The 22,412-nt window shown below is 72.6% G+C and carries 20 protein-coding genes; 12 read left to right on the top strand and 8 right to left on the bottom strand.

The window, feature by feature from the left end:
- Positions 1-82 precede the first annotated feature (82 nt).
- The gene (locus ACFRFC_RS04430) at positions 83-1,429 is read left to right on the top strand and encodes an esterase-like activity of phytase family protein (protein ID WP_382683601.1); all 1,347 of its coding nucleotides are present in this window, start codon (positions 83-85) and stop codon (positions 1,427-1,429) included.
- A 147-nt stretch (positions 1,430-1,576) separates the two neighbouring features.
- On the opposite strand, the gene ACFRFC_RS04425 is transcribed toward ACFRFC_RS04430, so the two are convergent.
- Complete coding sequence (locus ACFRFC_RS04425) at positions 1,577-2,083, bottom strand: hypothetical protein (RefSeq protein WP_382683604.1); 507 nt, start codon at positions 2,081-2,083, stop codon at positions 1,577-1,579.
- A 231-nt stretch (positions 2,084-2,314) separates the two neighbouring features.
- Positions 2,315-3,481: a xylose isomerase gene (gene xylA, locus ACFRFC_RS04420; RefSeq protein WP_382683607.1), complete on the bottom strand. Its 1,167-nt coding sequence runs from the start codon at positions 3,479-3,481 to the stop codon at positions 2,315-2,317.
- A gap of 253 nt (positions 3,482-3,734) precedes the next feature.
- Between xylA and xylB the strand changes: the two genes are divergently transcribed.
- From xylB to ACFRFC_RS04405, 3 genes are all read left to right on the top strand, one after another.
- Positions 3,735-5,180, top strand: coding sequence for a xylulokinase (gene xylB / locus ACFRFC_RS04415; RefSeq protein WP_382683610.1), 1,446 nt, complete (start codon positions 3,735-3,737; stop codon positions 5,178-5,180).
- A 449-nt stretch (positions 5,181-5,629) separates the two neighbouring features.
- On the top strand, positions 5,630-6,838 hold the full coding sequence (locus ACFRFC_RS04410) for an ROK family protein (RefSeq protein ID WP_382683613.1): 1,209 nt from the start codon (positions 5,630-5,632) through the stop codon (positions 6,836-6,838).
- Positions 6,839-7,393: 555 nt separating this feature from the next.
- The gene (locus tag ACFRFC_RS04405; RefSeq protein ID WP_382683775.1) at positions 7,394-7,975 is read left to right on the top strand and encodes an N-acetylmuramoyl-L-alanine amidase; all 582 of its coding nucleotides are present in this window, start codon (positions 7,394-7,396) and stop codon (positions 7,973-7,975) included.
- A gap of 246 nt (positions 7,976-8,221) precedes the next feature.
- Here the strand turns inward: ACFRFC_RS04405 and ACFRFC_RS04400 are convergent, their stop codons facing one another.
- The 6 genes from ACFRFC_RS04400 to ACFRFC_RS04375 form a co-directional block, all read right to left on the bottom strand.
- The gene (locus ACFRFC_RS04400) at positions 8,222-8,416 is read right to left on the bottom strand and encodes a hypothetical protein (protein WP_382683616.1); all 195 of its coding nucleotides are present in this window, start codon (positions 8,414-8,416) and stop codon (positions 8,222-8,224) included.
- Between the two features lie 120 nt (positions 8,417-8,536).
- Complete coding sequence (locus tag ACFRFC_RS04395; RefSeq protein WP_382683618.1) at positions 8,537-9,418, bottom strand: phosphatidylinositol-specific phospholipase C/glycerophosphodiester phosphodiesterase family protein; 882 nt, start codon at positions 9,416-9,418, stop codon at positions 8,537-8,539.
- A gap of 520 nt (positions 9,419-9,938) precedes the next feature.
- Entirely contained in the window at positions 9,939-11,036 is a 1,098-nt protein-coding gene (locus tag ACFRFC_RS04390) for an acyl-CoA dehydrogenase family protein (protein WP_382683621.1), read from the bottom strand.
- Entirely contained in the window at positions 11,033-12,367 is a 1,335-nt protein-coding gene (locus ACFRFC_RS04385; protein ID WP_382683623.1) for an acyl-CoA dehydrogenase family protein, read from the bottom strand. Before ACFRFC_RS04385 ends, ACFRFC_RS04390 begins: the two co-directional genes overlap by 4 nt.
- Positions 12,364-13,374, bottom strand: a complete 1,011-nt coding sequence (locus tag ACFRFC_RS04380) for an NADPH:quinone oxidoreductase family protein (RefSeq protein WP_382683625.1) — start codon at positions 13,372-13,374, stop codon at positions 12,364-12,366. Before ACFRFC_RS04380 ends, ACFRFC_RS04385 begins: the two co-directional genes overlap by 4 nt.
- A gap of 234 nt (positions 13,375-13,608) precedes the next feature.
- On the bottom strand, positions 13,609-14,202 hold the full coding sequence (locus ACFRFC_RS04375) for a helix-turn-helix domain-containing protein (protein ID WP_382683628.1): 594 nt from the start codon (positions 14,200-14,202) through the stop codon (positions 13,609-13,611).
- Between the two features lie 78 nt (positions 14,203-14,280).
- On the opposite strand from ACFRFC_RS04375, the gene ACFRFC_RS04370 reads away from it, so the two are divergent.
- From ACFRFC_RS04370 to ACFRFC_RS04335, 8 genes are all read left to right on the top strand, one after another.
- Positions 14,281-15,294, top strand: a complete 1,014-nt coding sequence (locus ACFRFC_RS04370) for an NAD(P)/FAD-dependent oxidoreductase (protein WP_382683631.1) — start codon at positions 14,281-14,283, stop codon at positions 15,292-15,294.
- A 370-nt stretch (positions 15,295-15,664) separates the two neighbouring features.
- On the top strand, positions 15,665-17,203 hold the full coding sequence (locus tag ACFRFC_RS04365; protein ID WP_382683633.1) for an ATP-dependent DNA ligase: 1,539 nt from the start codon (positions 15,665-15,667) through the stop codon (positions 17,201-17,203).
- Positions 17,200-17,667, top strand: a complete 468-nt coding sequence (locus ACFRFC_RS04360) for an NUDIX domain-containing protein (RefSeq protein WP_382683636.1) — start codon at positions 17,200-17,202, stop codon at positions 17,665-17,667. The genes ACFRFC_RS04365 and ACFRFC_RS04360 overlap by 4 nt, the downstream gene beginning before the upstream one ends.
- 75 nt (positions 17,668-17,742) lie before the next feature.
- Positions 17,743-19,128 carry an NADP-dependent succinic semialdehyde dehydrogenase gene (locus ACFRFC_RS04355; RefSeq protein ID WP_382683639.1) on the top strand — a complete coding sequence of 462 codons (1,386 nt, stop codon included), beginning with the start codon at positions 17,743-17,745 and terminating at the stop codon, positions 19,126-19,128.
- Positions 19,129-19,153: 25 nt separating this feature from the next.
- Positions 19,154-19,390 carry a DUF6213 family protein gene (locus tag ACFRFC_RS04350; RefSeq protein ID WP_382683641.1) on the top strand — a complete coding sequence of 79 codons (237 nt, stop codon included), beginning with the start codon at positions 19,154-19,156 and terminating at the stop codon, positions 19,388-19,390.
- A gap of 191 nt (positions 19,391-19,581) precedes the next feature.
- Positions 19,582-20,649, top strand: coding sequence for a type III polyketide synthase (locus ACFRFC_RS04345; RefSeq protein ID WP_382683643.1), 1,068 nt, complete (start codon positions 19,582-19,584; stop codon positions 20,647-20,649).
- Complete coding sequence (locus ACFRFC_RS04340; protein WP_382683646.1) at positions 20,646-21,872, top strand: cytochrome P450; 1,227 nt, start codon at positions 20,646-20,648, stop codon at positions 21,870-21,872. Before ACFRFC_RS04345 ends, ACFRFC_RS04340 begins: the two co-directional genes overlap by 4 nt.
- Before the next feature lie 7 nt (positions 21,873-21,879).
- Positions 21,880-22,401: a cupin domain-containing protein gene (locus ACFRFC_RS04335; protein ID WP_382683648.1), complete on the top strand. Its 522-nt coding sequence runs from the start codon at positions 21,880-21,882 to the stop codon at positions 22,399-22,401.
- Positions 22,402-22,412: the final 11 nt, after the last annotated feature.

The following is a 22,412-nucleotide window of genomic DNA, read 5'->3' as shown; positions in this document are numbered from 1 at the left end:
TTCACCCACCCGTGGCACGGCGTTCCGCCGCAAAGGTTGAAATCTGGCCGCTGTCAGGAAAATTGAGCCTCTGGAGGGCCAGATGTCCCCGCAATCCGCCGGTCGGCGCCGAATTCACCGTTCTGTCGCCGCCGGTCTTCCGCTGGCCGTCCTGGCCTCCCTCGCGGCGGCCTACCCGGCGTCCGCCGGCTCGCACCAGCAGCAGGAACCGGAGGTCGTGCGCACGGCGACGCTCGGCGACATACCGCTGGGCACGTTCAGCAACGAGCTGCTGCCGGGCACGGTGGCCGACGACCGCGCGGTGGACCTCGGCGGCATCGGCAGTGACCTCTACCCGACCGGCCGCAAGGACGAGTTCTGGACCGTCACCGACCGCGGCCCCAACGGCCAGATCAAGGTGGACGGCGTCAAGCGCCGGACCTTCCCCGTGCCAGGTTTCGACCCGGCGATCGTGAAGATCAAGGTGACCGGCACGACGGTGAAGGTGCTCGACTCGATCCCGATCACCACAAGTTCCGGCAAGGCGGTCACCGGCCTGCCGAACCAGGCGGGACGGGACGAGGCGCCGTACGACTTCAACGCCCAGCAGCCGCTGTCGTACAACCCGAACGGGCTCGACACCGAGGGCATCGTCCGCGCGGCGGACGGAAGTTTCTGGCTGGTGGACGAGTACGGCCCGTCGCTCGTGCATGTCTCCTCGGCCGGCAAGGTGCTCACCCGGTACGTGCCCGAGGGGCTGAACCTCAAGGGCGCGGACTACCCGGTCGTGGAGGCGCTGCCGTCCATCCTGCTCGACCGGAAGATCAACCGGGGCTTCGAGGGCCTCGCGCTCATGCCCGGCGGTGACCTGGTGATCGCCGTGCAGAGCCCGCTGTCGGTGCCGGACCAGGACGCCGGGGAAGCCTCGCTCACCACCCGTCTGCTGCGCTTCTCTCCGAAGAAGAAGGCCGTCACCGCCGAGTACGCCTACCGGTTCGACCCGGTGAACATCGTCGACCCGAGCGAGGACGACACCTCCGAGCTGAAGATCTCCTCGGTCGTCGCCGTGGGCCGGGACCAGTTGCTCGTCGAGGAGCGCACCGACAAGTCGGCGCGACTGAACCTGGTGCGTCTGAAGCCCTCCTCGGACATCCTGGGCGAGGAGTGGGACGACAGGACGACGTCGCCGTCCCTGGAGGAGCTGGCCGACCCGGCCGCAGCGGGCGTGCCGGTGCTCGACAAGAGCCTTGTGGTCGACCTCGGCACGGTCGAGGGGGTGCCCGGGAAGATCGAGGGCGTCGCGCTCGTGGACGACCGCACGATCGCCGTCATCAACGACAACGACTTCGGCATGACGGACGGCGCCGAGGCGTTCGACGCGCAGGGCCGGCTGGTGGACAGCGGGATCGAGACGCAGGTGACGTACGTCCGGCTGCCGCGCGACATCTGATCTCCGACGGTCTCCGATGATCTCTGGCCGATCTCCGGCTGGTCCCCGATGATCCGTTCCTGACATCCGCTGGGCCGCCGGCTGATCCCCGGCGGACCTCCTACGCCGGTCGATCCGACCGTCCCCGTAGCCGTGGGGCGCCTTCCGCTACGGCAGATCGCCCACGTCGAACGAGGGCAGGCCGGACGGGAAGAGGGATTCGAGGCCGCTGGGCAGGTTCGTCGGGAAGTCGCTCGGAAGACCGCTGGGCCAGCCGCTCGGGAAGTCGCTGGGCCAGTCGCTCGGGAGATCGGTCGGGAACCCCGAGGGCAGGGACGGCAGATCGGTCGGGAGATCCGTGGGGAGGCCCGGCGACGGGTCGGGCGACTCGCCGGTCCCCTGACTGGTGTCGGTCCCGGCGGGCGCGGGGCCGGAGGGATCGGCACCGTCGTTGGCCATGACCACGATCACCCCGACCGCCGCGACGGCCACCAGGATCGCCAGGGCGAGGATCAGTGGGATGCGGGGCCCTTGGCGGCCCCCGGGATCGTAGGGGCCGCCGAAGTCGTCGGGCGTCGGTCCGAAGCCGCCGCCCGGGGGCGGTGGGTTGCCGGGCGGGGGCGGCGTGTCGCGCGGCGGCTCGGGCGGCTGCGGAGGTACGGGGGGCGTGGCCATGCGGTCCAGGATCGCCGCAGTGGGATCACCGGGCGATCCCCGCGCGGAGGTTGCTACGGACCCATGCACCGGACGGCACGATTCCGCCACACTCCGCGCGGAGGCCGGTCGGACGACCGACCGGGCCTCGCCGGTGGTCGCCCGACCGTCTTCGGACGCCCCTCACCGGCGCCAATCAACCGCCACGCGCGCGGAGCCGCCCCGGCCCGTCGGGACTCGCCCGGGACCCGCTCAGCCCCGCGCCGCCAGCAGGTGGTCCATCGCCAGCTGGTCCAGCCGCTCGAAGGCCATCCCGCGCGCGGCGGCGGCCTCCACGTCGAAGTCCTCGAACGACGCGCGGTCGGCGAGCAGCGCCTGGAGGCCGTCGGCGGCGGTGGGACGGGCCAGTTCATCGAGACGGGAGTCCCTCAGGGCCTGCTGGACCTCGGGGTCGGCCCGGAATGCCTCGGCGCGGTCCTTGAGGATGAGGTAGTTGCGCATACAGCCGGCGGCGGACGCCCAGACGCCGTCGAGATCCTCGGTCCGCGGTGGCTTGAAGTCGAAGTGGCGCGGGCCCGCGTAACCGGCGGTCTCCAGGAGGTCGACCAGCCAGAAGGCGGCACGCAGATCGCCGGCGCCGAAGCGCAGGTCCTGGTCGTACTTGATGCCGTTCTGGCCATTGAGGTCGATGTGGAAGAGCTTGCCCGACCACAGGGCCTGCGCGATGCCGTGCGGGTAGTTGAGGCCGGCCATCTGCTCGTGCCCGACCTCGGGATTGACGCCGTACAGCTCCGGCCGCTCCAGGCGCTCGATGAAGGCCAGCGCGTGGCCGACGGTCGGCAGCAGGATGTCGCCGCGCGGCTCGTTCGGCTTGGGTTCGATGGCGAAGCGCAGGTCGTAGCCCTGGGAGATGACGTACTCGCCGAGGAGGTCGAACGCCTCCTTCATGCGGTCGAGTGCGGTGCGCACGTCCTTGGCGGCGCCGGACTCGGCGCCTTCCCGGCCGCCCCAGGCGACGTAGATCTTGGCGCCGAGTTCGGCGGCGAGGTCGATGTTGCGGATGGTCTTGCGCAGCGCGTAGCGGCGTACGTCGCGGTCGTTGGCGGTGAAGGCGCCGTCCTTGAAGACGGGGTGGGTGAACAGGTTGGTGGTGGCCATCGGGACGGTCAGGCCGGTCGCGTCCAGGGCCTGCCGGAAGCGCTTGATGTGCGACTCACGCTCGCTGTCGGACGCCCCGAACGGGATCAGGTCGTCGTCGTGGAACGTCACCCCGTGTGCGCCCAGCTCGGCGAGTCGCCGGACGGTCTCGGCCGGTTCGAGCGCCCTGCGGGTGGCGTCGCCGAAGGGGTCCCTTCCCTGCCAGCCGACGGTCCACAGGCCGAAGGTGAACCTGTCCTCGGGGGTGGGCTGGTAGTTCATGCCGCGGCTCCCTTGCTCGCTGATGAATGTCCTGGCGCTGTGCCGATTCGGGTGCGCGTACGCGTCACCGATGTGCGCATGTCGTCGCCCCTATTTCGTCATGGCGCTTAACAAATTAGTATGCCGTCGCGTCCCTGGGAAGAGACATAGTTGTCCCGGGGCCGGGGAAACAGGCCGTGGCCCGGGACACCAGCAGCCGAGCCAGGACCCGCGCGCGTGCCGCGTGACGCGCGCCGTAGCAGAGGGAGAGCCCATGTCAGCAGCCGATGGACCGCTCGTCGTCGGCGTGGACACGTCCACCCAGTCGACGAAGGCACTGGTGGTGGACGTGGCGACCGGGCAGGTCGTGGCGAGTGGGCAGGCCCCGCACGAGGTCAGCTCGGGGGCGGGCCGCGAGAGCGATCCGCGCCAGTGGTGGGATGCCCTGGGCGAGGCGCTGCGCCAGTGCGGGGACGCCGCGCGGGAGGCAGCGGCCGTATCGATCGGCGGGCAGCAGCACGGGCTGGTCACGCTGGACGCGCGCGGGGAGCCGGTACGGCCCGCGCTGCTGTGGAACGACGTGCGGTCGGCGCCGCAGGCACGGCGGCTGACGGAGGAGCTGGGCGGGCCGAAGTTCTGGGCCGGGCGGGTCGGCTCGGTGCCCACCGCGTCCTTCACGGTCACCAAGTGGGCCTGGCTCGCCGAGCACGAGCCGGCGGCGGCCCGCGCGGTGCGGGCCGTGCGTCTCCCCCACGACTACCTCACCGAGCGCCTCACGGGCGTGGGCACGACGGACCGCGGGGACGCCTCCGGTACGGGGTGGTGGGCGTCGGCGACGGAGTCGTACGACGCCGAGATCCTCGCGCATGTGGGCCTGGACCCCGCCCTGCTGCCCCGGGTCGCCCGGCCCGGCGAGGTCGTCGGCACCGTGCGCGACGGCCATGACCTGCCGTTCGCCAGGGGCACCCTGGTGGCGCCCGGTACCGGCGACAACGCGGCGGCGGCGCTCGGCCTCGGGCTGCGTCCGGGCACGGCGGTGCTGAGCCTCGGCACGTCGGGGACCGTGTACGGCGTGGCGCGGCGCCGCCCGGCCGATCCGACCGGCACGGTGGCGGGCTTCGCCGACGCGCGCGGCGACTGGCTGCCGCTGGCCTGCACGCTCAACTGCACGCTCGCCGTGGACCGCGTGGCCACGCTGCTGGGCCTGGACCGCGAGGCGGTGGAGCCGGGCACGTCGGTGACCCTGCTGCCGTACCTGGACGGCGAGCGCACTCCTGACCTGCCGAACGCCTCGGGGCTGCTGCACGGCCTGCGCCATGACACGACCGCGGGCCAGCTCCTCCAGGCGGCCTACGACGGTGCCGTCCACGCGCTGCTGGGCGCCCTGGACCTGGTGCTCGACCAGGACGCGGACCCGTCGGTGCCGCTGCTGCTGATCGGGGGCGGCGCGCGGGGCCGGGCCTGGCAGCAGACCGTACGGCGGCTGTCGGGGCGGCCGGTGCAGGTGCCCGAGGCGAAGGAGCTGGTGGCGCTGGGCGCGGCGGCGCAGGCGGCGGGCGTGCTCACCGGCGAGGATCCGGCCGCCGTCGCCCGGCGCTGGAACACCGCGCGCGGGCCGGTGCTCGACGCGGTGGAGCGGGACGAGGGGACGCTGGCCAGGATCTCCGGGGTACTCTCCGACGCGGCGCCGCTGCTGGAGCGGAGGCCGGAGGGCGGCTAGGGCGGGTCTGACGGGTATGCGGGGGTGGAGGGGCGGTGTTCGGTGCGTGCTCCCGGTTCGCGGGCGAAAGCTCTGGCAGCTCCGCTGCTGGGGTATTTGTCTGGTGCGGCTGTCCGGTGCGGCCAGAATGCGTGCCGGGCATCGCGACGCCGCGGAGATCCGTCAGACGCGCCTAGGGCGTGTCCGCAACGCAGCGTCGTCTGCCCGCGGGGCAGGGTTCGCGGCGTCTGGTGCCGAGCATCGCAAGGCGGGGGGCTCCGGGTACTGGGCGTACGCGGGCGGCCCCGACAACGCCGCGCGGGGCGGTGCCATACGCCACGAGCCAGACGGGACTTCGCGGATACGGCCAAGGGGCAGGGAGCGGCGTACCGAGAGCTGCCCGAGCGTACGAAAAGTCGTCGAGGACGGCCCGCGCGGGCGTCCCGGAGCCACTGAGGATTGACGGAGGCATGACCGCACCGCTGCACGAGGCACACTCAGCCGGTCCCGGACGCGCGCTGCCCGACACCCAGCAGGGCATGCGGCGGCGCAATCTCGCGCGCGTGATGCACACCGTGAGCGCGGAGGGACCGCTGTCGCGTGCCGCGGTCGCCTCGCGCATCGGGCTGACCCGCGCGGCGGTGTCCACGCTGGTCGACGAACTCGTCCGCGCGGGCCTGCTCGACGAACTCGGCCCCGAGCGCCCCGGCCGGGTGGGCCGCCCCGGTTCGGCGCTCGCCGTCAGCGGACGCGGTCCGGCGGGGATCGGCGCGGAGATCGGCGTCGACCATCTCGCGGTCTGCGCGGTCGACCTGCGCGGACGGGTCCGGGCGCGGGCCGTCCGCCAGGGCCCCAACCGGGGTCGTGCGCCGGAGCCGGTGGCCGAGGACCTCACCGAACTGCTGCGCCGGGTCGTCGCCGAGGCCGAACGCGAGGGGCTGTGGGCGGCGGGGCTCGCCGTGGCCGTACCGGGCCTGGTCGCGAGCGACGCCCGTACGGTCGTCCGCGCCCCGAACCTCGACTGGCGCGACACCGATCTCGCCGCCCTGCTTCCGCCCGAGCTGCCGCCCGCCGTGGACAACGAGGCCAATTTCGGCGGGCTGGCCGAACTCTGGCTCGGCGAAGACACGCCGCGCGATTTCCTGCATGTGTCGGCGGAGATCGGCATCGGCGCGGCGGTCGTCGTGGACGGGCGGCTGCTACGGGGCACCCGGGGATTCGCGGGCGAGCTGGGCCATGTCCCGGTCCGCCCGGACGGGCCCGGGTGCGCCTGCGGCGGGCGCGGATGCCTGGAGCAGTACGCGGGCGAGGAGGCGGTACTGCGGGCCGCCGGGATCGAACCCGGCGAGAACCGCGTGGAACTGCTCGCCGAACGGGCGGAGCGGGGCGACGCCTACGTACGCCGCGCCCTGCGCGAGGCGGGCACGGCACTGGGCATCGCCCTGACCGGCGCGGTCAATCTCCTCGACCCCGGGAGCGTGGTCCTGGGCGGCGCGCTGGCCGCCCTGGCGCCCTGGCTGCTGCCGTCCCTGCGCGAGGAGCTGGACGGCCGCACGGCCGGTCGGGCATGCCCGGTGACGGTGTCACGCCTGGGCTCGGAGGGACCGTTGCTGGGGGCGGCGCACTCGGTGGTGCGGGGGGTGCTGGACGATCCGGGGGCGGTGGCGGGGCGGGCTTAGCGGGGGCTGGGCCGGGGCCGACACCGCCCTGCCGTGGACCGGCTGGCCCTGCCGTGGACCGGGAGCCAGTCGTCCGGCCCCGTTCTTGCCGGTGACCGGTGCCGCTGCCTTGCCGGTGACCGACCCCCGCCCCCATCCACACGGACGGCGCCTGCCTTGCCGTGGACCGTAGGACCGTCAACGGGTCACCAAACCCCCGCCCGAACCTCCTCCACCAGACCCGTTCATCAGCCGCAACCGTCAACACCATCCATCGCGTCACCCATTCAGGTGGCCGAGATATCCACAACCACACGCCCCTCCACGGATTCCGAACCGTCCCGTCGCCGGGCCGTCCTGCCGCCTACCGTGAAATCACACGCGGCGCACCGTGAGCGCTGCGGGGACGGACCTGCGCGGCCGGTGGAACGGCATCGCGTCGGCACCGTCCCGCCCTCCACCCCACCAGGACAGCGGGCACCGCCCGCCCCGGCAGATCGGAGCTGTGCAGTGACGAGCGACCCGCAGAACCGGCCGACGCAACCCGAACGCCATCTCCCTACCGCCCCACGCCACCTGCCCGGCCGCCGACATCTACTCAAGGGCGCCGCCCTCGCCGCCGTCCCCTACGCCCTGCTGCCCACCCCCCGGGCCGGTGCCCTCGCCCCGGCACCGGACTACGCACCCGGCGAGTGGCAGCCCGCCCACGACTCCAACTACACGCCGGCCGACCGTCCTTCCGACCACCCCGTGGACCTCGTCGTCATCCACGTCGCCCAGACCACCTACGCCAACACGCTCTCCGTCTTCCAGCGCCCGAGCAAGGACGTCTCCGCGCACTACGTGGTCCGCTCCCGCGACGGCCATGTGGCCCAGTGCGTACGCGAGTCCGACATCGGATGGCACGCGGGGAACTGGGACTACAACACCCGCAGCATCGGCATCGAGCACGAGGGCTGGATCGACCAGCCGGAGTACTTCACCGACGCGATGTACGACAGCTCCGCGCGTCTGACGGCCGCGATATGCACCAAGTACGCGATCCCGAGGGACCGCGCGCACATCATCGCCCACCACGAGATACCGGGTACGGACCATACGGATCCGGGGCCGCTGTGGGACTGGGAGCGGTATCTGAGGCTGGTCGGGTCCGTCTGACGGGCCCAGTCGTAGCCACCCTGTGAGGGCCGGGCTGCCAAGGGGGAATGAGGGCCCGCCGGCATCATCTCGACGGCTGTGTCTCTCGCTTTGACCGGTCTCGCCGAGATCGCCTGGGTACTGCGCGGGCTCGGCGTGGCACAGGGGGCCAGCCTGGACGGACGGCGGCGGTTCGTCGACGCTGGTCGCCCAGGGGGCGGGCGCCGCACTCTCGGCGGGCCCCGACACCCCAGCCCCCCGACACGCTCACGGCCGCAAGCTGCTCACAATGTCCGCCGTAGCCGTCAACCCGCTGTGGATGGTGGGGGCCACGCTCGTGCCCGCGAGGGTGAAGCCGAGCAGGGCGCAGACCAGGGCGTGGGAGATCTTCAGCCCCCCGTTGCGCAGGAAGATCACCGCCAGGATCAGCAGCAGCACTGTCGCAGAGATGGAAACGGCCATGGTGAACCTCCTCCGCCACGTCCCGTTCGCGGCGTTCGGCCGCAAGTGTGGCGTAGCGGAGGGTTTGCACGTGCGGCTGACCTGACCGCCGAACGTGTGGTGTTCGCGGCGGCGGCGCGGTCACGCCTGGGCGTCGAGGAACGCCTCCAGGCCCAGCAGGTCGTCGGTGTTGATGAAGTCCACGTCCGCCGCGAGCAGTTCGCCCCACAGGGCGTCCCGCGCGGGACCGGCGAGGTCCGGCGTCGCCCAGAACCGGACCGTCTGGCGGCGCGCGTGGGCGGCGTCGACGATGGCCCGCAGCTTCTGCCGTTCGGCGGCCGGGAACGCGCCGACGCCCCGCCAGGTGAAGTTCAGGGTCCAGTTGTCGCTGATCAGAGGGACGAAGGAGGCCGGTGCGGAGCTGCCCAGGTCGGCGAGACGGCCGTCGTAGAAGGCGCGGCGCTCGGTCTGCGCCGCCATCGGGACCCGGGCGGCCCGGTCGCCGGAGATCACGGCGGTGACGGCGCCGGGGTCCACCCGGCCCCGGCTGTAGGTCGTGAACAGGCTCTTGTAGCGCTTCAGGTGGCGGTCGAGTTCGAGATAGGTCGACGCGCCCTCGGTCTTGATGTCGATGAGCAGTTGGAAGGAGGTGCGGTGACCGCCGTAGACCCACCCATGATTGGCCTTGACCCGGGCCGCGAGGGTGTCGAGGTAGAGGGACTCCAGGGTGCGGGCCGGGTCGAGGTCCTCGGGGTCGTGGGCCACGAGGAGCTGGTCGCCGACGAGATAGATATCGGCCTCGACGCTGCCGAAGCGGTGGTCGAGCGCGTCGAGCAGGGGGCGGGGGTGCTCGTAGTCGTTGTGGGCGTGGGCCCGCCACAGCGGGCGGGGGGCGCGCTGCTCGTTCTCGCCCGCGAGAGCGGTGGCGCCGGGGAGCGCCACCGTGCCCGCGAGGGCGACTGAGAGGGTGGTGAGGGCTCTGCGACGGGTGGTGAGGGACGTACGACGGGTTGTGAGGGCCATACGACGAGGGGTGAGGGCCATGCGCTGCCTCCCTGGTGGGCCGGACGGAACCGCACAGGAGTATGCGGTGCCGAGGGCTCCACGCGGCATACGGCGAGGGGGAGTTGGCCGGACCGCCGTCGACCGTTCACTTCATCCGTGCCCCGCACACCGAAAAGCCCGCCCCAGGTGGGACGGGCTTTCCCGCCAAGTCGCCCTGGCTTCGCCGCAACGTACACGGGGGGGGGGAGCGGCGCGGCGGCCGTCGCGGGCTCGTCGGAACGACACCGGGAGGACCCGGGGGATGGGGAGATGGGGGAGATGGGGGGGGATGGGGGAGGGCCGGGGGCGGAAGGGGACGGGGTGAGGAAGGGGACGGGTGGAGGACGATCGGATCGCCGCGCCGCCGTCACCGGCTCGGTCGGCTCTCCAGAATCCGACGGAGTGAAGCCTCGTGGCACCGGAAGGGCCGGCAGCCTCAAGGGCAGGGCAGGGCACCGGGAGAGCCGGACTCAAGGGCAAGGCACCAGGAGGGCCGGACTCAAGGGCAAGGCGCCGGGAGCGCCAGCAGCGTGGCCAGCCGCTCCCGGTGCGCTCCCGCCGTGCCGTACGCGATCGAGTCCGCCTTGGCCCGCTTCAGGTACAGATGGGCCGGGTGCTCCCACGTCATGCCGATGCCGCCGTGCAACTGGAGCGCCTCCTCGGCCGCGTGGACGGCGACCCCGGCCGCGTACGCCTGGGCGACCGCGACGGTGATGTCCGTGTCCTCGCCGGTGGCCAGCGCGTCCGCCGCCGCGCGGGAGGCGGCCCGCAGGTGGACGACCTCCAGCCACAGCTGCGCCAGCCGGTGCTTGAGCGCCTGGAAGCCGCCGACCGGCCGGTTGAACTGCTTGCGCTCCTTCAGATACCGGACCGTCTCGGTCAGCGCCCGGTCGGCAACGCCCAATTGCTCGGCGGCCAGCAGCCCGGCCGCCGCCCGCAGGGCCCGTCGCACGGCCGGCCCGGCCTCCCCCAGCCGGCGCCCGCCGGACACTCCGTCGAGCACGACCGTGGCCAGCGGACGGGTCAGATCCAGCGCCACCTGCGGTACGACGCTGACCGCGGCGGCGTCGACCGCGTACAGCCCGCCGTCGTCCGCCGGCACGAGCAGCACATCGGCGACGGCCGCGTCCGCGATGCCGCACAACTCCCCGCGCAGGGTGCCGTTCTCGATCCGTACGGTCCCGAAGGCGGCGTCGGGAGCGGTGTGCAGCCCCACGGCGAGCGCGCCGACCGACGTCCCGGACGCCAGCCGCGTCAGCAGGTCGTCGGCGCCGCACTCCAGCAGCGCCTCCGTGGCGACGACGGCACTGGTCAGATACGGCACGGGCGCGACCGCCCGGCCCAGCTCCTCCAGGACGACGGCGGCCTCCCGGTGGGTGGCGCCCTGTCCGTCCAGTTCCTCGGGGACGAGCAGACCCGCGAGGCCCATCTCGCCGGTCAGCGTCTTCCACAGCGCGAGGTCGTGCGGTGTGTCCGACGTGGTACGGGCGAGCACGGACGCCGCGTCGCAGCGGTCGGTGAGCAGATCCCGTACGGCCGCCCGCAGGGCCTCTTCCTCCTCCGAGTGGAGGAGACCAGCAGAGCGAGGCTCGGTCATCGGGCGAGGTCCTTCCAGGCGACGTCCTTGTCGGTGCGCGGTTCGGCGGGCAGGCCCAGGACCCGCTCGGCGACGATGTTCAGCAGGATCTCGCTGGTCCCGCCCTCGATGCTGTTGCCCTTGGCGCGCAGATAGCGGTATCCGGCGTCGCGGCCGGTGAAGTCGACCAGTTCGGGGCGGCGCAGGGTCCAGTCGTCGTACAGCAGTCCCTCCTCGCCCCGGAGTTCCACTTCCAGGCCGCTGATCTCCTGATTGAGGCGGGCGAAGGCGAGCTTCAGGCCGGCGCCCTCCGGGCCGGGCCGGCCGGCGGCGAGCTGCTGGCGCAGCCGTTCGCCGGTGAGCCGGGCAACCTCGGCCTCGACCCACAGGGTCAGCAGCCGCTGGTGCAGATCGTGGGTGCGCAGCTCGGGGCGTTCGCGCCAGGTCCGCGCGAGCGGGCCGATCATGCCGCCCTCACGGGGCAGCCGCATGCCGCCGATGGCGACCCGCTCGTTGTCGAGCGTGGTCCGGGCGACCCGCCAGCCGTCGCCGATCCCGCCGAGCCGCCGGGAGTCGGGGATCCGGACATCGGTCAGGAACACCTCGTTGAACTCGGCCTCACCGGTGATCTGCCGCAGCGGGCGGACCTCCACCCCCGGATCGGTCATGTCGCACAGGAAGTACGTGATCCCCCGGTGCTTGGGCACGTCCGGGTCGGTGCGGGCGATGAGGATGGCCCAGCGGGCGGAATGCGCGCTCGACGTCCACACCTTCTGCCCGTTCACCACCCAGTCGTCGCCCTCCAGGACGGCCCGGGTGCCGAGCGCCGCCAGATCGGAACCGGCCCCAGGCTCACTGAACAGCTGGCACCACACCTCCTCCCCCACCCACAACGGCCGCAGAAAGCGCCGCTTCTGCTCCTCCGTGCCGTACGTCAGGATCGTCGGCGCTGCCATGCCCAGGCCGATACCGATGCGGCGCGGGTCGTTGTCGGGGGCGCCCGCGGCGGCCAGTTCGGCGTCCACGACCGCCTGGAGCGCGCGCGAGGCCCCCAGCCCGCCGAGCCCCTCGGGAAAGTGCACCCAGGCGAGCCCGGCATCGAAGCGGGCCCTGAGGAAGTCGACCGGGGCGGTGGCGGCGGGTGGGTGGGCGGCCAGCAGGACGGCGGTACGGCGGCGCAGTCCGGCCGCGTTCACCGTCCCGGCCGCGTTCACCGTCCCGGGCGCGCTCGCTGTCCCCGGCGCGTTCACCGTCTCGGCCAAGTCAGTCGTGCCGACAACACCGGTCACGTCCGTCACTTCAGCCCCGCCGGTCGCGCCCGTCCCGCCGATCACCTCCGACCCCTCGGTCATACAACCGTCCCCTTCCCGGACCCGGCCGATCCACCCGGCACCGCCACGACCGGTCCCGGCACCACCACGACCCGCCCCGTCGTCACCCCGTCCGCGACCCGCTGCACCGCGTCCGCCGCACCGTCCAGCCCCACCCGCTCGCTGATCAGCGGCTTTATGGCGCCCCGCGCGGCCAGTTCGGTGAGCTGCTCGTGGCAGTGCTGGATCAGCCGGGGGTTCTTGGTGTGGTACAGGCCCCAGTGCAGGCCCAGTATCGAGTAGTTCTTCACCAGCGCGTGGTTGAGCGCCGGGCGCGGTATCACGCCGCCCGCGAAGCCGACGACCACGATCCGGCCCTCGAAGGCGACGACCTTGGTGGACTGCTCGTAGGCGGTGCCGCCCACGGGGTCGTAGATCACATCGGCTCCGTGCCCGTCCGTGGCGTCCTTGACGGCCGCTATCACGTCCGTGCCACGCCGGTCGATCACCACGTCACAGCCCAGTTCCCGGGCGGTGTCGGCCTTGTCGGCACCGCCCACGACCCCGATGACCCTCGCCCCGGCCGCCTTGCCGAGCTGCACGGCGGCGCTGCCGACCCCGCCGGCGGCGGCGTGCACGAGCAGGGTCTCCCCGGCCGCCAGCCCCGCCCGGCGGTGCAGGCCGAACCAGCCGGTCTGGTAGCCGATGTGCAGCGCGGCGGCCTCGGCATCGTCCAGCGACCCGGGCGCGGGAAGCACGCCCGCGCTGTCCGCGACGGCGTACTCGGCGAAGCCGCCGAACGGCAGCACCGGGGTGGCGACGACCCGGCGCCCGTCCTCCGTCTCGCCGCAGATCTCCAGGCCCGGGGTGAACGGCAGGGGCGGGCGCGTCTGGTACTGGCCCCGGCACAGCAGCGCGTCCGGGAAGTTGACGTTGGCGGCGCGCACCCTGAGCAGCACCTGACCCTCGCCGGGCGTGGGCGGCGCCACGTCCGCCGGCCGCATCACCTTGCTCGGCTCACCGTTCTCGTGCACCTGCCATGCCTGCATACGGGCCTCCAGCGGGACTGCTCGACGGTCGGACCGGAACGACCTCACCCGGCTTGTTCAGCTCACTCGACATCGCTCGAATCGCCCGCCATACTAAGCGGTCGCTTGCCACCGGCGTAACCTCAGACCCAGGAGAATCTCGGACCACGGGAAATCTCAGAGCCAGAGGAATCTCAAGCCCAACCCAAGGAATCTCAGGCCAAGGGGAATCTCAGGCCCAGAGGATCCTCGGCGTCACTCCCCACCCTCCTCCGCCCCCGCCCGCTTCGGCCGCGCCCGCACATGCATCCGCTCCCCCTGCGGCCCGAACAGACTCAGAAACTCCGCAGGCCCCTCCCCCGTGGACCCGAACCAGTGCGGCACCCGCGTGTCGAACTCCGCCGCCTCCCCCGCCGCGAGCACCACATCGTGCTCCCCGAGCACCAGCCGCACCCGCCCGGACAGCACATAAAGCCACTCGTACCCCTCATGGGTACGCGGCTCCGGCTCCACCGCGCGATGCGGCAGCAGCACCTTGAACGCCTGGAGTCCGCCCGGCTGCCGGGTGAGCGGGATGTACGTCCGGCCGTGCCGGTGGATCGGCTCGGCCCGCACCCGGGGATCACCCACCGCGGGCGCCCCGACCAACTCGTCCAGCGGCACCTGATGGGCCTGCGCGATCGGCAGCAGCAGTTCCAGACTGGGCTTGCGCAGCCCCGACTCCAGCCGGGAGAGGGTGCTCACCGAGATGCCGGTGGCCTCGGACAGCGCGGCGAGCGTCACCTCCCGCTCCTTGCGTATCTGCCGCAGCCGCGGCCCGACTCCGGCCAGCACCTCTTCCGTACCCATATCGCCATTGCAGGTTCGGCAAAGAGATTTGTCAATACCGCACCGGCTCGGCCACGGTCGGTCCCGGAGGTGGTCACCATGACCGAGAAGGCCGAGACAGCAGCCTCGATGGCCGGAACATTCAGTGAGCCGTTCAGTGAGCCCTACGAAGTGATCGTCGTCGGCGGCGGCGCCGCCGGGCTGTCCGCCGCCCTCGTGCTGGGCCGCGCACGGCGCCGCACCCTGGTGGTCGACGCGGGCGAACCCCGTAACGCCCCGTCCCCCCATATGCAGGGCTATCTGACCAGGGACGGCATGCCTCCGGCTGAGTTCCTGGCGCTGGGCCGTGCGGAGATCGCCCGGTACGAGGTGGTCGCGCAGGTCCGGGACACGGCCGTGGACGTCGGCCGGGAGGACGGCGGCGGGGACGGGGACGGGCACGGGGACTTCGTGGTCACCCTGGCGAGCGGGCGGACCGTGCGCGGACGCCGGCTGATCGTCACGACCGGGCTGCGGGACGAGTTGCCGCCGGTGCCGGGGCTGGCCGAGCGGTTCGGCGTGGATGTGCTGCACTGCCCGTACTGCCATGGCTGGGAGGTCCGTGACCGGGCGTTCGGCGTGCTGGCGACCAGCCCGCTGAGTGTGCACCAGGCCCTGATGGTCACCCAGTGGTCCGGCGATGTGACCTTCTTCCTGCACACCGTGGACGAGGCCGAACTGTCCGATCAGGATCGGCGCCGGCTCGCGGCGGCGGGCGTCAAGGTGGTGCCCGGCGAGGTGGCCGAGGTGCTGGTCGCGGACGCCCGGCTGACCGGCGTCCGGCTCAAGGGCGGAGCGGTCCACGCGCGCGAGGTGCTGTTCACCGCCCCGCGCACGATCCCTCGGATCGGCCTCCTGGAAGGGCTCGGCGCCCAGCTCCACGAGACCCCCTTCGGCGCGTACCCCGTGGTCGACCCCAACGGACTCACCTCCGTGCCCGGTGTCTACGCCGCGGGCAACGCCATGGGCTTCGCCGAGCAGGTCCCGCACGCGGTCAGCGGCGGCTACCGGGTGGCGGCAGCCGTCAACGGGGAACTGCTGATGACGGACCTGGACGCGTCGACGGGCGAGTGACGGCCGACGATGACCGCCGATGACCGACCGCCAATGGCCTCCAATTGCCGCCAGTGGCCGTCGATGACCTGAGGCGGCCGACGACGCCAGGTGACAACGGGTGGCACCGGGCGCCACCGGGCGCCACCCGCCAAGGGCGAGCCGAACCCACCCACGCCCCCGGTACACCGGCCCAACCCCGCACCCACCCACGCCCCGTGCACCGGCCCACCCACGCACCCACCCACGCCCACGCCCCGCGCATGCGTAACCCACCCACGCCCCGTGCACCAACCCACCCCCGCACCCCACCCACGCCCCCGCCCCCCGCCACACACACCCCACACCCCACCAAGGTGCCCCCACCCCCACCCCGATGCACCATGACTGAATGCTCCTGACCCGTCTCGCCGAGGTGTCCCGGGAGGTCGCCGCCACCGCCGCGCGCTCCCGCAAGACCGCGCTGCTCGCGGAGCTGTTCCGGGAGACGGACGCCGATGACGTGCCGATCGTCATCCCGTATCTCGCCGGGCGGCTGCCTCAGGGGCGGCTCGGGGTCGGGTGGAAGCTGCTGGGCCGGCCGGTCCCGCCGGCCGCCGCGCCGACCCTGACCGTCCGCGAGGTGGACGCCCGTCTCACCGAGCTGGCCCAGGCCACCGGCCCCGGCTCGCAGGCGCGGCGGGCCGCCCTGGTGGACGCGCTGATGGGCGCGGCGACCGAGGACGAGCAGCGGTTCCTGCTCGGGCTGATCACCGGGGAGGTGCGGCAGGGCGCGCTGGACGCGGCGGCCGCCCTGGGGTTGGCCGCGGCGACCGGCGCGCCGCCCGCGGACGTCCGCCGGGCGGTGATGCTGGCGGGCTCCCTGCAACCGGTCGCCCGCGCCCTGCTCACCGAGGGCCCGACCGCGCTGTACGGGTTCCGGCTCACCGTGGGCCGCCCGGTGCAGCCGATGCTCGCGCAGCCCGCGGCCTCGGTCGCCGAGGCCGTCGGCAGGCTGGGCGGGTGTGCGGTGGAGGAGAAGCTGGACGGCATCCGGGTCCAGGTGCACCGCGACGGCGGCACGGTCCGTCTCTACACCCGCACCCTGGACGACATCACCGACCGCCTCCCCGAGGTGACCTCCGCCGCCCTGGCCTTCCCCGGCGCGCGGTTCGTGCTGGACGGCGAGGTCATCGCGCTCGGCCCGGACGGCCGCCCCCGCTCCTTCCAGGAGACCGCCTCCCGGGTCGGGTCCCGCGTGGACGTGGCGACGGCCGCCGGGTCGGTCCCGGTCTCGCCGGTCTTCTTCGACGTGCTCAGCGTCGACGACCGGGACCTGCTGGACCTGCCGTTCGCCGAACGCCACCGGGCGCTGGCCGCGCTGGTGCCGGAGCCGATGCGGGTCCGCCGGACGCTGGTGGGCGGCCCGGAGGAGACGCCCGCCGCCGAGGCGTTCCTCGCCGAGACCCTCGCCCGCGGCCACGAGGGCGTGGTCTGCAAGTCCCTCGACGCGCCCTACAGCGCGGGGCGGCGGGGCGCGGCCTGGCTCAAGGTCAAGCCCGTGCACACCCTGGACCTGGTGGTGCTGGCCGCCGAGTGGGGCCACGGCCGGCGCACCGGCAAGCTCTCCAACCTGCACCTGGGCGCCCGCGCGGCGGACGGCTCGTACACGATGCTCGGCAAGACCTTCAAGGGAATGACGGACGCCATGCTCACCTGGCAGACGGGGCGGCTCCAGGAGCTGGCCCTGCGGGAGGCCGGCTGGGGGGTCACCGTACGGCCGGAACTGGTCGTGGAGATCGCGTACGACGGGCTCCAGCGCTCGACCCGGTATCCGGCCGGGGTGACCCTGCGGTTCGCGCGGGTGGTGCGCTATCGCGAGGACAAGCGTCCCGAGGAGGCGGACACCGTGGAGAGTCTGCTCGCGGCCCATCCGGAGGCCCACGGATGACGGGGAAGCGCAGTGCGGGGCTGCTGCTGTATCGGCGGCACACCGGTCAGGGGCCGGAGGTGTTGCTGGGCCATATGGGCGGGCCGTTCTTCGCGCGGAAGGACGCGGGGGCGTGGACCGTGCCCAAGGGCGAGTACGGGCCAAAGGAGCCCGCCTGGGACGCGGCCCGGCGGGAGTTCCGCGAGGAGCTGGGGCTGGCGCCGCCCGAGGGGGAGCCCGTACCGCTGGGTGAGGTGCGGCAGACCGGCGGCAAGGTCGTCACGGTGTGGGCGGTCGAGGCCGATCTGGACCCGGCGGCGGTGGTGCCGGGCACCTTCACGATGGAGTGGCCGCCCCGCTCGGGCCGTACGGAGGAGTTTCCCGAGCTGGACCGCGTGGCGTGGTTCCCCGTGGCGCGGGCGCGTGAACTGATCGTGAGGGCCCAGGCCACGTTTCTGGACCGCCTCGCACCACACCTGGGCTGACGAAACGGCCACACGTTGCGGTCGCCGGCACCGCGCGGGAAGGTCGTAGCACAGTCGCTCTTCAGGAGGTCGGCCATGCCCATCGCGACGGTGAACCCGGCGAACGGCGAGACGCTCAAGACGTACGAGGCCATGGGCGAGGAGGAGATCGAACGCCGGCTCCAGCTGGCCGCCGCGACCTTCCGCACCTACCGGGAGAGCGCCTTCGCCGACCGGGCGCGGCTGATGCGGCGGGCGGCGGATCTGCTGGACGAGGACCGCGATGACGTCGCGCGGGTGATGACCACGGAGATGGGCAAGCCGGTCGCGCAGGCGCGGGCGGAGGCGGCGAAGTGCGCGAAGGCGATGCGCTGGTACGCGGAGCGCGCCGAGGCGCTGCTGGCCGACGAGGTGCCCGACGCCGCCGACGCCGAGGACTCCGGCGCCGCGGCCGTGCGGGTCCGCTACCGGCCGCTGGGTCCGGTGCTCGCGGTGATGCCGTGGAACTTCCCGCTGTGGCAGGTGATCCGGTTCGCCGCGCCCGCGCTGATGGCGGGCAATGTCGGCCTGCTCAAGCACGCCTCGAACGTGCCGCAGACCGCCCTGTACCTGGAGGATCTCTTCCACCGGGCGGGGCATCCGGCGGGCTGCTTCCAGACCCTGCTGATCGGCTCGGGCGCGGTGGACGACATCCTGCGCGACGAGCGGGTGCGGGCGGCCACGCTCACCGGCAGCGAGCCGGCCGGGCGGGCGGTCGCCGCCACCTGCGGCGAGATGATCAAGAAGACGGTGCTGGAGCTGGGCGGCAGCGACCCGTTCGTGGTGATGCCGTCGGCCGATCTGGACCGGGCGGCGCGGGTCGCGGTGACCGCGCGGGTGCAGAACAACGGGCAGTCGTGCATCGCCGCGAAGCGGTTCATCGTGCACACGGACGTCTACGACGCCTTCGCCGAGCGGTTCGCCGAGGGCATGCGGGCGCTGGCCGTGGGCGACCCGATGGCGGAGGACACCGATGTGGGGCCGCTGGCCACCGAGCAGGGCCGGGCCGACCTGGAGGAGCTGGTGGACGACGCCCGGCGCACCGGCGCGGCGGTGCTGTGCGGGGGTGAGCGCCCGGAGGGCGAGGGCTGGTACTACCCGCCGACCGTGCTGGCCGGCATCGACCGCGAGATGCGCATCCACCGCGAGGAGGCGTTCGGGCCGGTCGCGACCCTGTACCGGGCCGGTGACCTGGACGAGGCCGTCCTGATCGCCAATGACACGCCCTTCGGTCTGAGTTCCAACGTCTGGACCCGCGACGAGGCCGACGTCGAGCGGTTCGTACGGGATCTGGAGGCCGGCGGCGTCTACGTCAACGGGATGACCGCCTCCCATCCGGCGTTCCCGTTCGGCGGGGTCAAGCGGTCCGGGTACGGGCGTGAGCTGTCCGGGCACGGAATCCGCGAGTTCTGCAACATCACCACGGTTTGGCACGGTCGGTGAGCACCGCGCGGTTACCATCCCGTTTGTGAACCGCGAAGTGACCCTGCCGCTGATCGTCGACGACCGCGGGACCTTGCAGGTGACCGCCGCCGATGTGAGCAAGCTGCTGCGCACCTTGGGCGGGCGGTGGCTGCGGCTGGTCGAGGCCGGGCAGGACGGGCTGGACGAGGACACCGTCGCCGCGCTGACGATCGAACTGGCCAAGCTCGCGGACCGTATCGACGTGGCCTGCATCGCGCACAGCAGCGGGCAGCGGGGGTAACCCCTACCGGGCGTTCACCGCGTTCCCGGGCGTGTCGCGGGCGCCGTTCCCCGAGACGGAGTAGTTCCGCGCGAGATCGCCGCGCCGAGGGGTGATCGTGGGGTCATCACCTCTGGTGAACCACCCTTCGGGTGGGCCACCTTCTGACCGGGGGCGACATGCCTTCCGGACGGCGAAAGCAGGCACGGTTCATGGCGACTTTGTGCAGACCCACGGTGTCCGTTCCCGAGCATGTGATCACGATGGAGGAGACGCTGGAGCTGGCGCGCTCCCGCCACGCCGACCACCCCCAACTGCCGCTGGCGCTCCGGCTGATCGAGAACACCGGAGTACGCACCCGGCACATCGTGCAGCCGATCGAGGAGACCCTGAAGCATCCGGGGTTCGAGTACCGCAACAAGCTGTACGAGGCGGAGGCCAAGGCGCGGGTACCGGCGGTGGTGCAGCAGGCGCTGGACGACGCCGAACTGCTCACCTCCGACATCGACGTGATCATCTACGTCTCGTGCACGGGCTTCATGATGCCCTCGCTCACGGCGTGGCTGATCAACGAGATGGACTTCGACAGCACCACCCGGCAGCTGCCGATAGCCCAGCTGGGCTGTGCGGCGGGCGGCGCCGCGATCAACCGGGCGCACGACTTCTGCACGGCCTACCCCGAGGCCAACGCGCTGATCGTGGCCTGCGAGTTCTGCTCGCTGTGCTACCAGCCCACCGACATCGGCATCGGTTCGCTGCTGTCCAACGGACTGTTCGGCGACGGGGTCGCCGCCGCCGTGGTGCGCGGCCAGGGCGGCACGGGCGTCCGGCTGGAGCGCAACGGCTCGTACCTGATCCCCAAGACCGAGGAGTGGATCATGTACGACGTCCGCGCCACGGGCTTCCACTTCCTGCTGGACAAACGGGTGCCGGCCACCATGGAGCCACTCGCACCGGCCCTTCAGGATCTCGCGGGGCTGCACGGCTGGGACGCGGCCGACCTGGACTTCTACATAGTCCACGCGGGCGGCCCGCGCATCCTCGACGACCTCAGCAAGTTCCTCCAGGTCGACCCGCACGCCTTCCGGTTCAGCCGGGCGACGCTCACCGAGTACGGCAACATCGCGAGCGCGGTCGTCCTGGACGCCCTGCGCAGACTGTTCGACGAGGGCGGCGCGGAACACCGGGCGCGCGGACTGCTGGCCGGGTTCGGACCCGGCATCACCGCGGAGATGAGCCTCGGCCGCTGGCACGGCTCCAACGGAAACGGCGTGAGATGACCGAAGAGACGACCGAAGAGACGATCACCGGGACCGCACCCCCCGTACGGCCCTGGCCCGCCCTCGATCTGACCGGGGCCGACTTCGACCCGGTGCTGCGCGAGCTGATGAACGAGGGCCCCCTCACCCGGATCCAGCTGCCCAACGGTGAGGGCTGGGCCTGGCTGGTCACCCGGTACGACGACGTACGGATGGTGACCAACGACCCGCGCTTCAGCCGGGAGGCGGTGATGGACCGGCCGGTCACCCGGCTCGCCCCGCACTTCATCCCGGCCCGGGGCGCGGTCGGCTTCCTCGACCCGCCCGACCACACCCGGCTGCGCCGCTCGGTGGCGCCCGCGTTCACCTCGCGCGGGGTGGAGCGGGTGCGGGAGAGGTCCCGCCGGATGCTGGACGAGATGATCGACGGCCTGCTGCGCGAGGGCCCGCCCGCGGATCTGACCGAGACGGTGCTCAGCCCGTTCCCCATCGCGGTGATCTGCGAGCTGATGGGCGTCCCGGCGGCCGACCGGCACGGGATGCACACCTGGACCCAGCTGATCCTGTCCTCCTCGCACGGCGCCGATGTCAGCGAGCGGGCCAAGCAGGAGATGGGCGCCTATTTCGCCGATCTCATCGGCTCGCGCGAGGACAGCACCGGCGAGGACGTCACCTCGCTGCTCGGCGCCGCGGTGGGCCGGGAGGATGTGACGCTCCAGGAGGCCGTGGGGCTCGCGGTGCTGCTCCAGATCGGCGGCGAGGCGGTCACCAACAACAGCGGGCAGCTGTTCTACATCCTGCTGACCCGCCCGGAGCTGGCCGAACGGCTGCGCGCCGAGCCGGAGATCCGCCCGAGCGCCATCGATGAGCTGCTGCGCTACATCCCGCACCGCAGCGCGGTGGGTCTGTCGCGCATCGCGACGCAGGACGTGGAGATCCGCGGTCACACCGTCCGCGCGGGCGACGCCATCTATGTCTCCTACCTCGCCGCCAACCGCGACCCGGAGGTCTTCCCCGACCCGGAGACCATCGACTTCGGCCGCTCCCCCAACCCGCATGTCGCCTTCGGCTTCGGCCCGCACTTCTGCCCCGGCGCCATGCTGGGCCGCCTGGAGTCGGAGCTGCTGGTCGACGCCCTGCTCGACCGGCTGCCCAGGCTGCGACTCGCCGTCGCGCCGAGGGACGTGCCGTTCAGGAAGGGCGCGCTCATCCGTGGGCCCGAGGCACTGCCCGTCGCCTGGTGAGCGGCCGATGACCGCGACCGAGGGGCTGCTGGTACCGCCCGGCCACGGCCGGGTGGTCCAGACGCCCGCCCAGCATGTGACCTTCAAGGTCACCGGCTCGCACTCCCGCTCGGCCTCCACCTTCGAGGTGCTGGTCCCGCCGGGTTTCGACGTGGGCGCCCACGTCCACACCCGCAGCGAGGAGCTGTTCTACGTCCTGGAGGGCGAACTGGACGTCCTCGCCTTCGAGCCCCGGATCCGCACCCCCGACCACTGGCAGCGCTGGGAGTCGACCCGGGGCAACCGGGTGGTGCGCGCGACGCCGGGCACGGTGATCGTCGTACCCCCCGGCTGCCCGCACGCCTTCGCCAACCCGACGGACGCCCCGGCGAAGATGTTCTTCCAGGCGTCCCCGCCCCCCGACCACGAGCGCTACTTCGAGGAACTCCTGGAGATCCTGAGCGGCGGCGGCCCACCGGACCACGAGGCGATCGAGGCACTGAGGACGAGATACGACATCGAGCAACTGACTCCCTTGAAACACCGGTGACCGTAGGTCGC

This window comes from Streptomyces sp. NPDC056734, from assembly GCF_042790455.1.
In the GTDB taxonomy this organism is placed as follows: domain Bacteria; phylum Actinomycetota; class Actinomycetes; order Streptomycetales; family Streptomycetaceae; genus Streptomyces.
The sequence above is the reverse complement of the archived record's forward strand: the minus strand, read 5'-3'. Positions and strand labels throughout refer to the sequence as shown.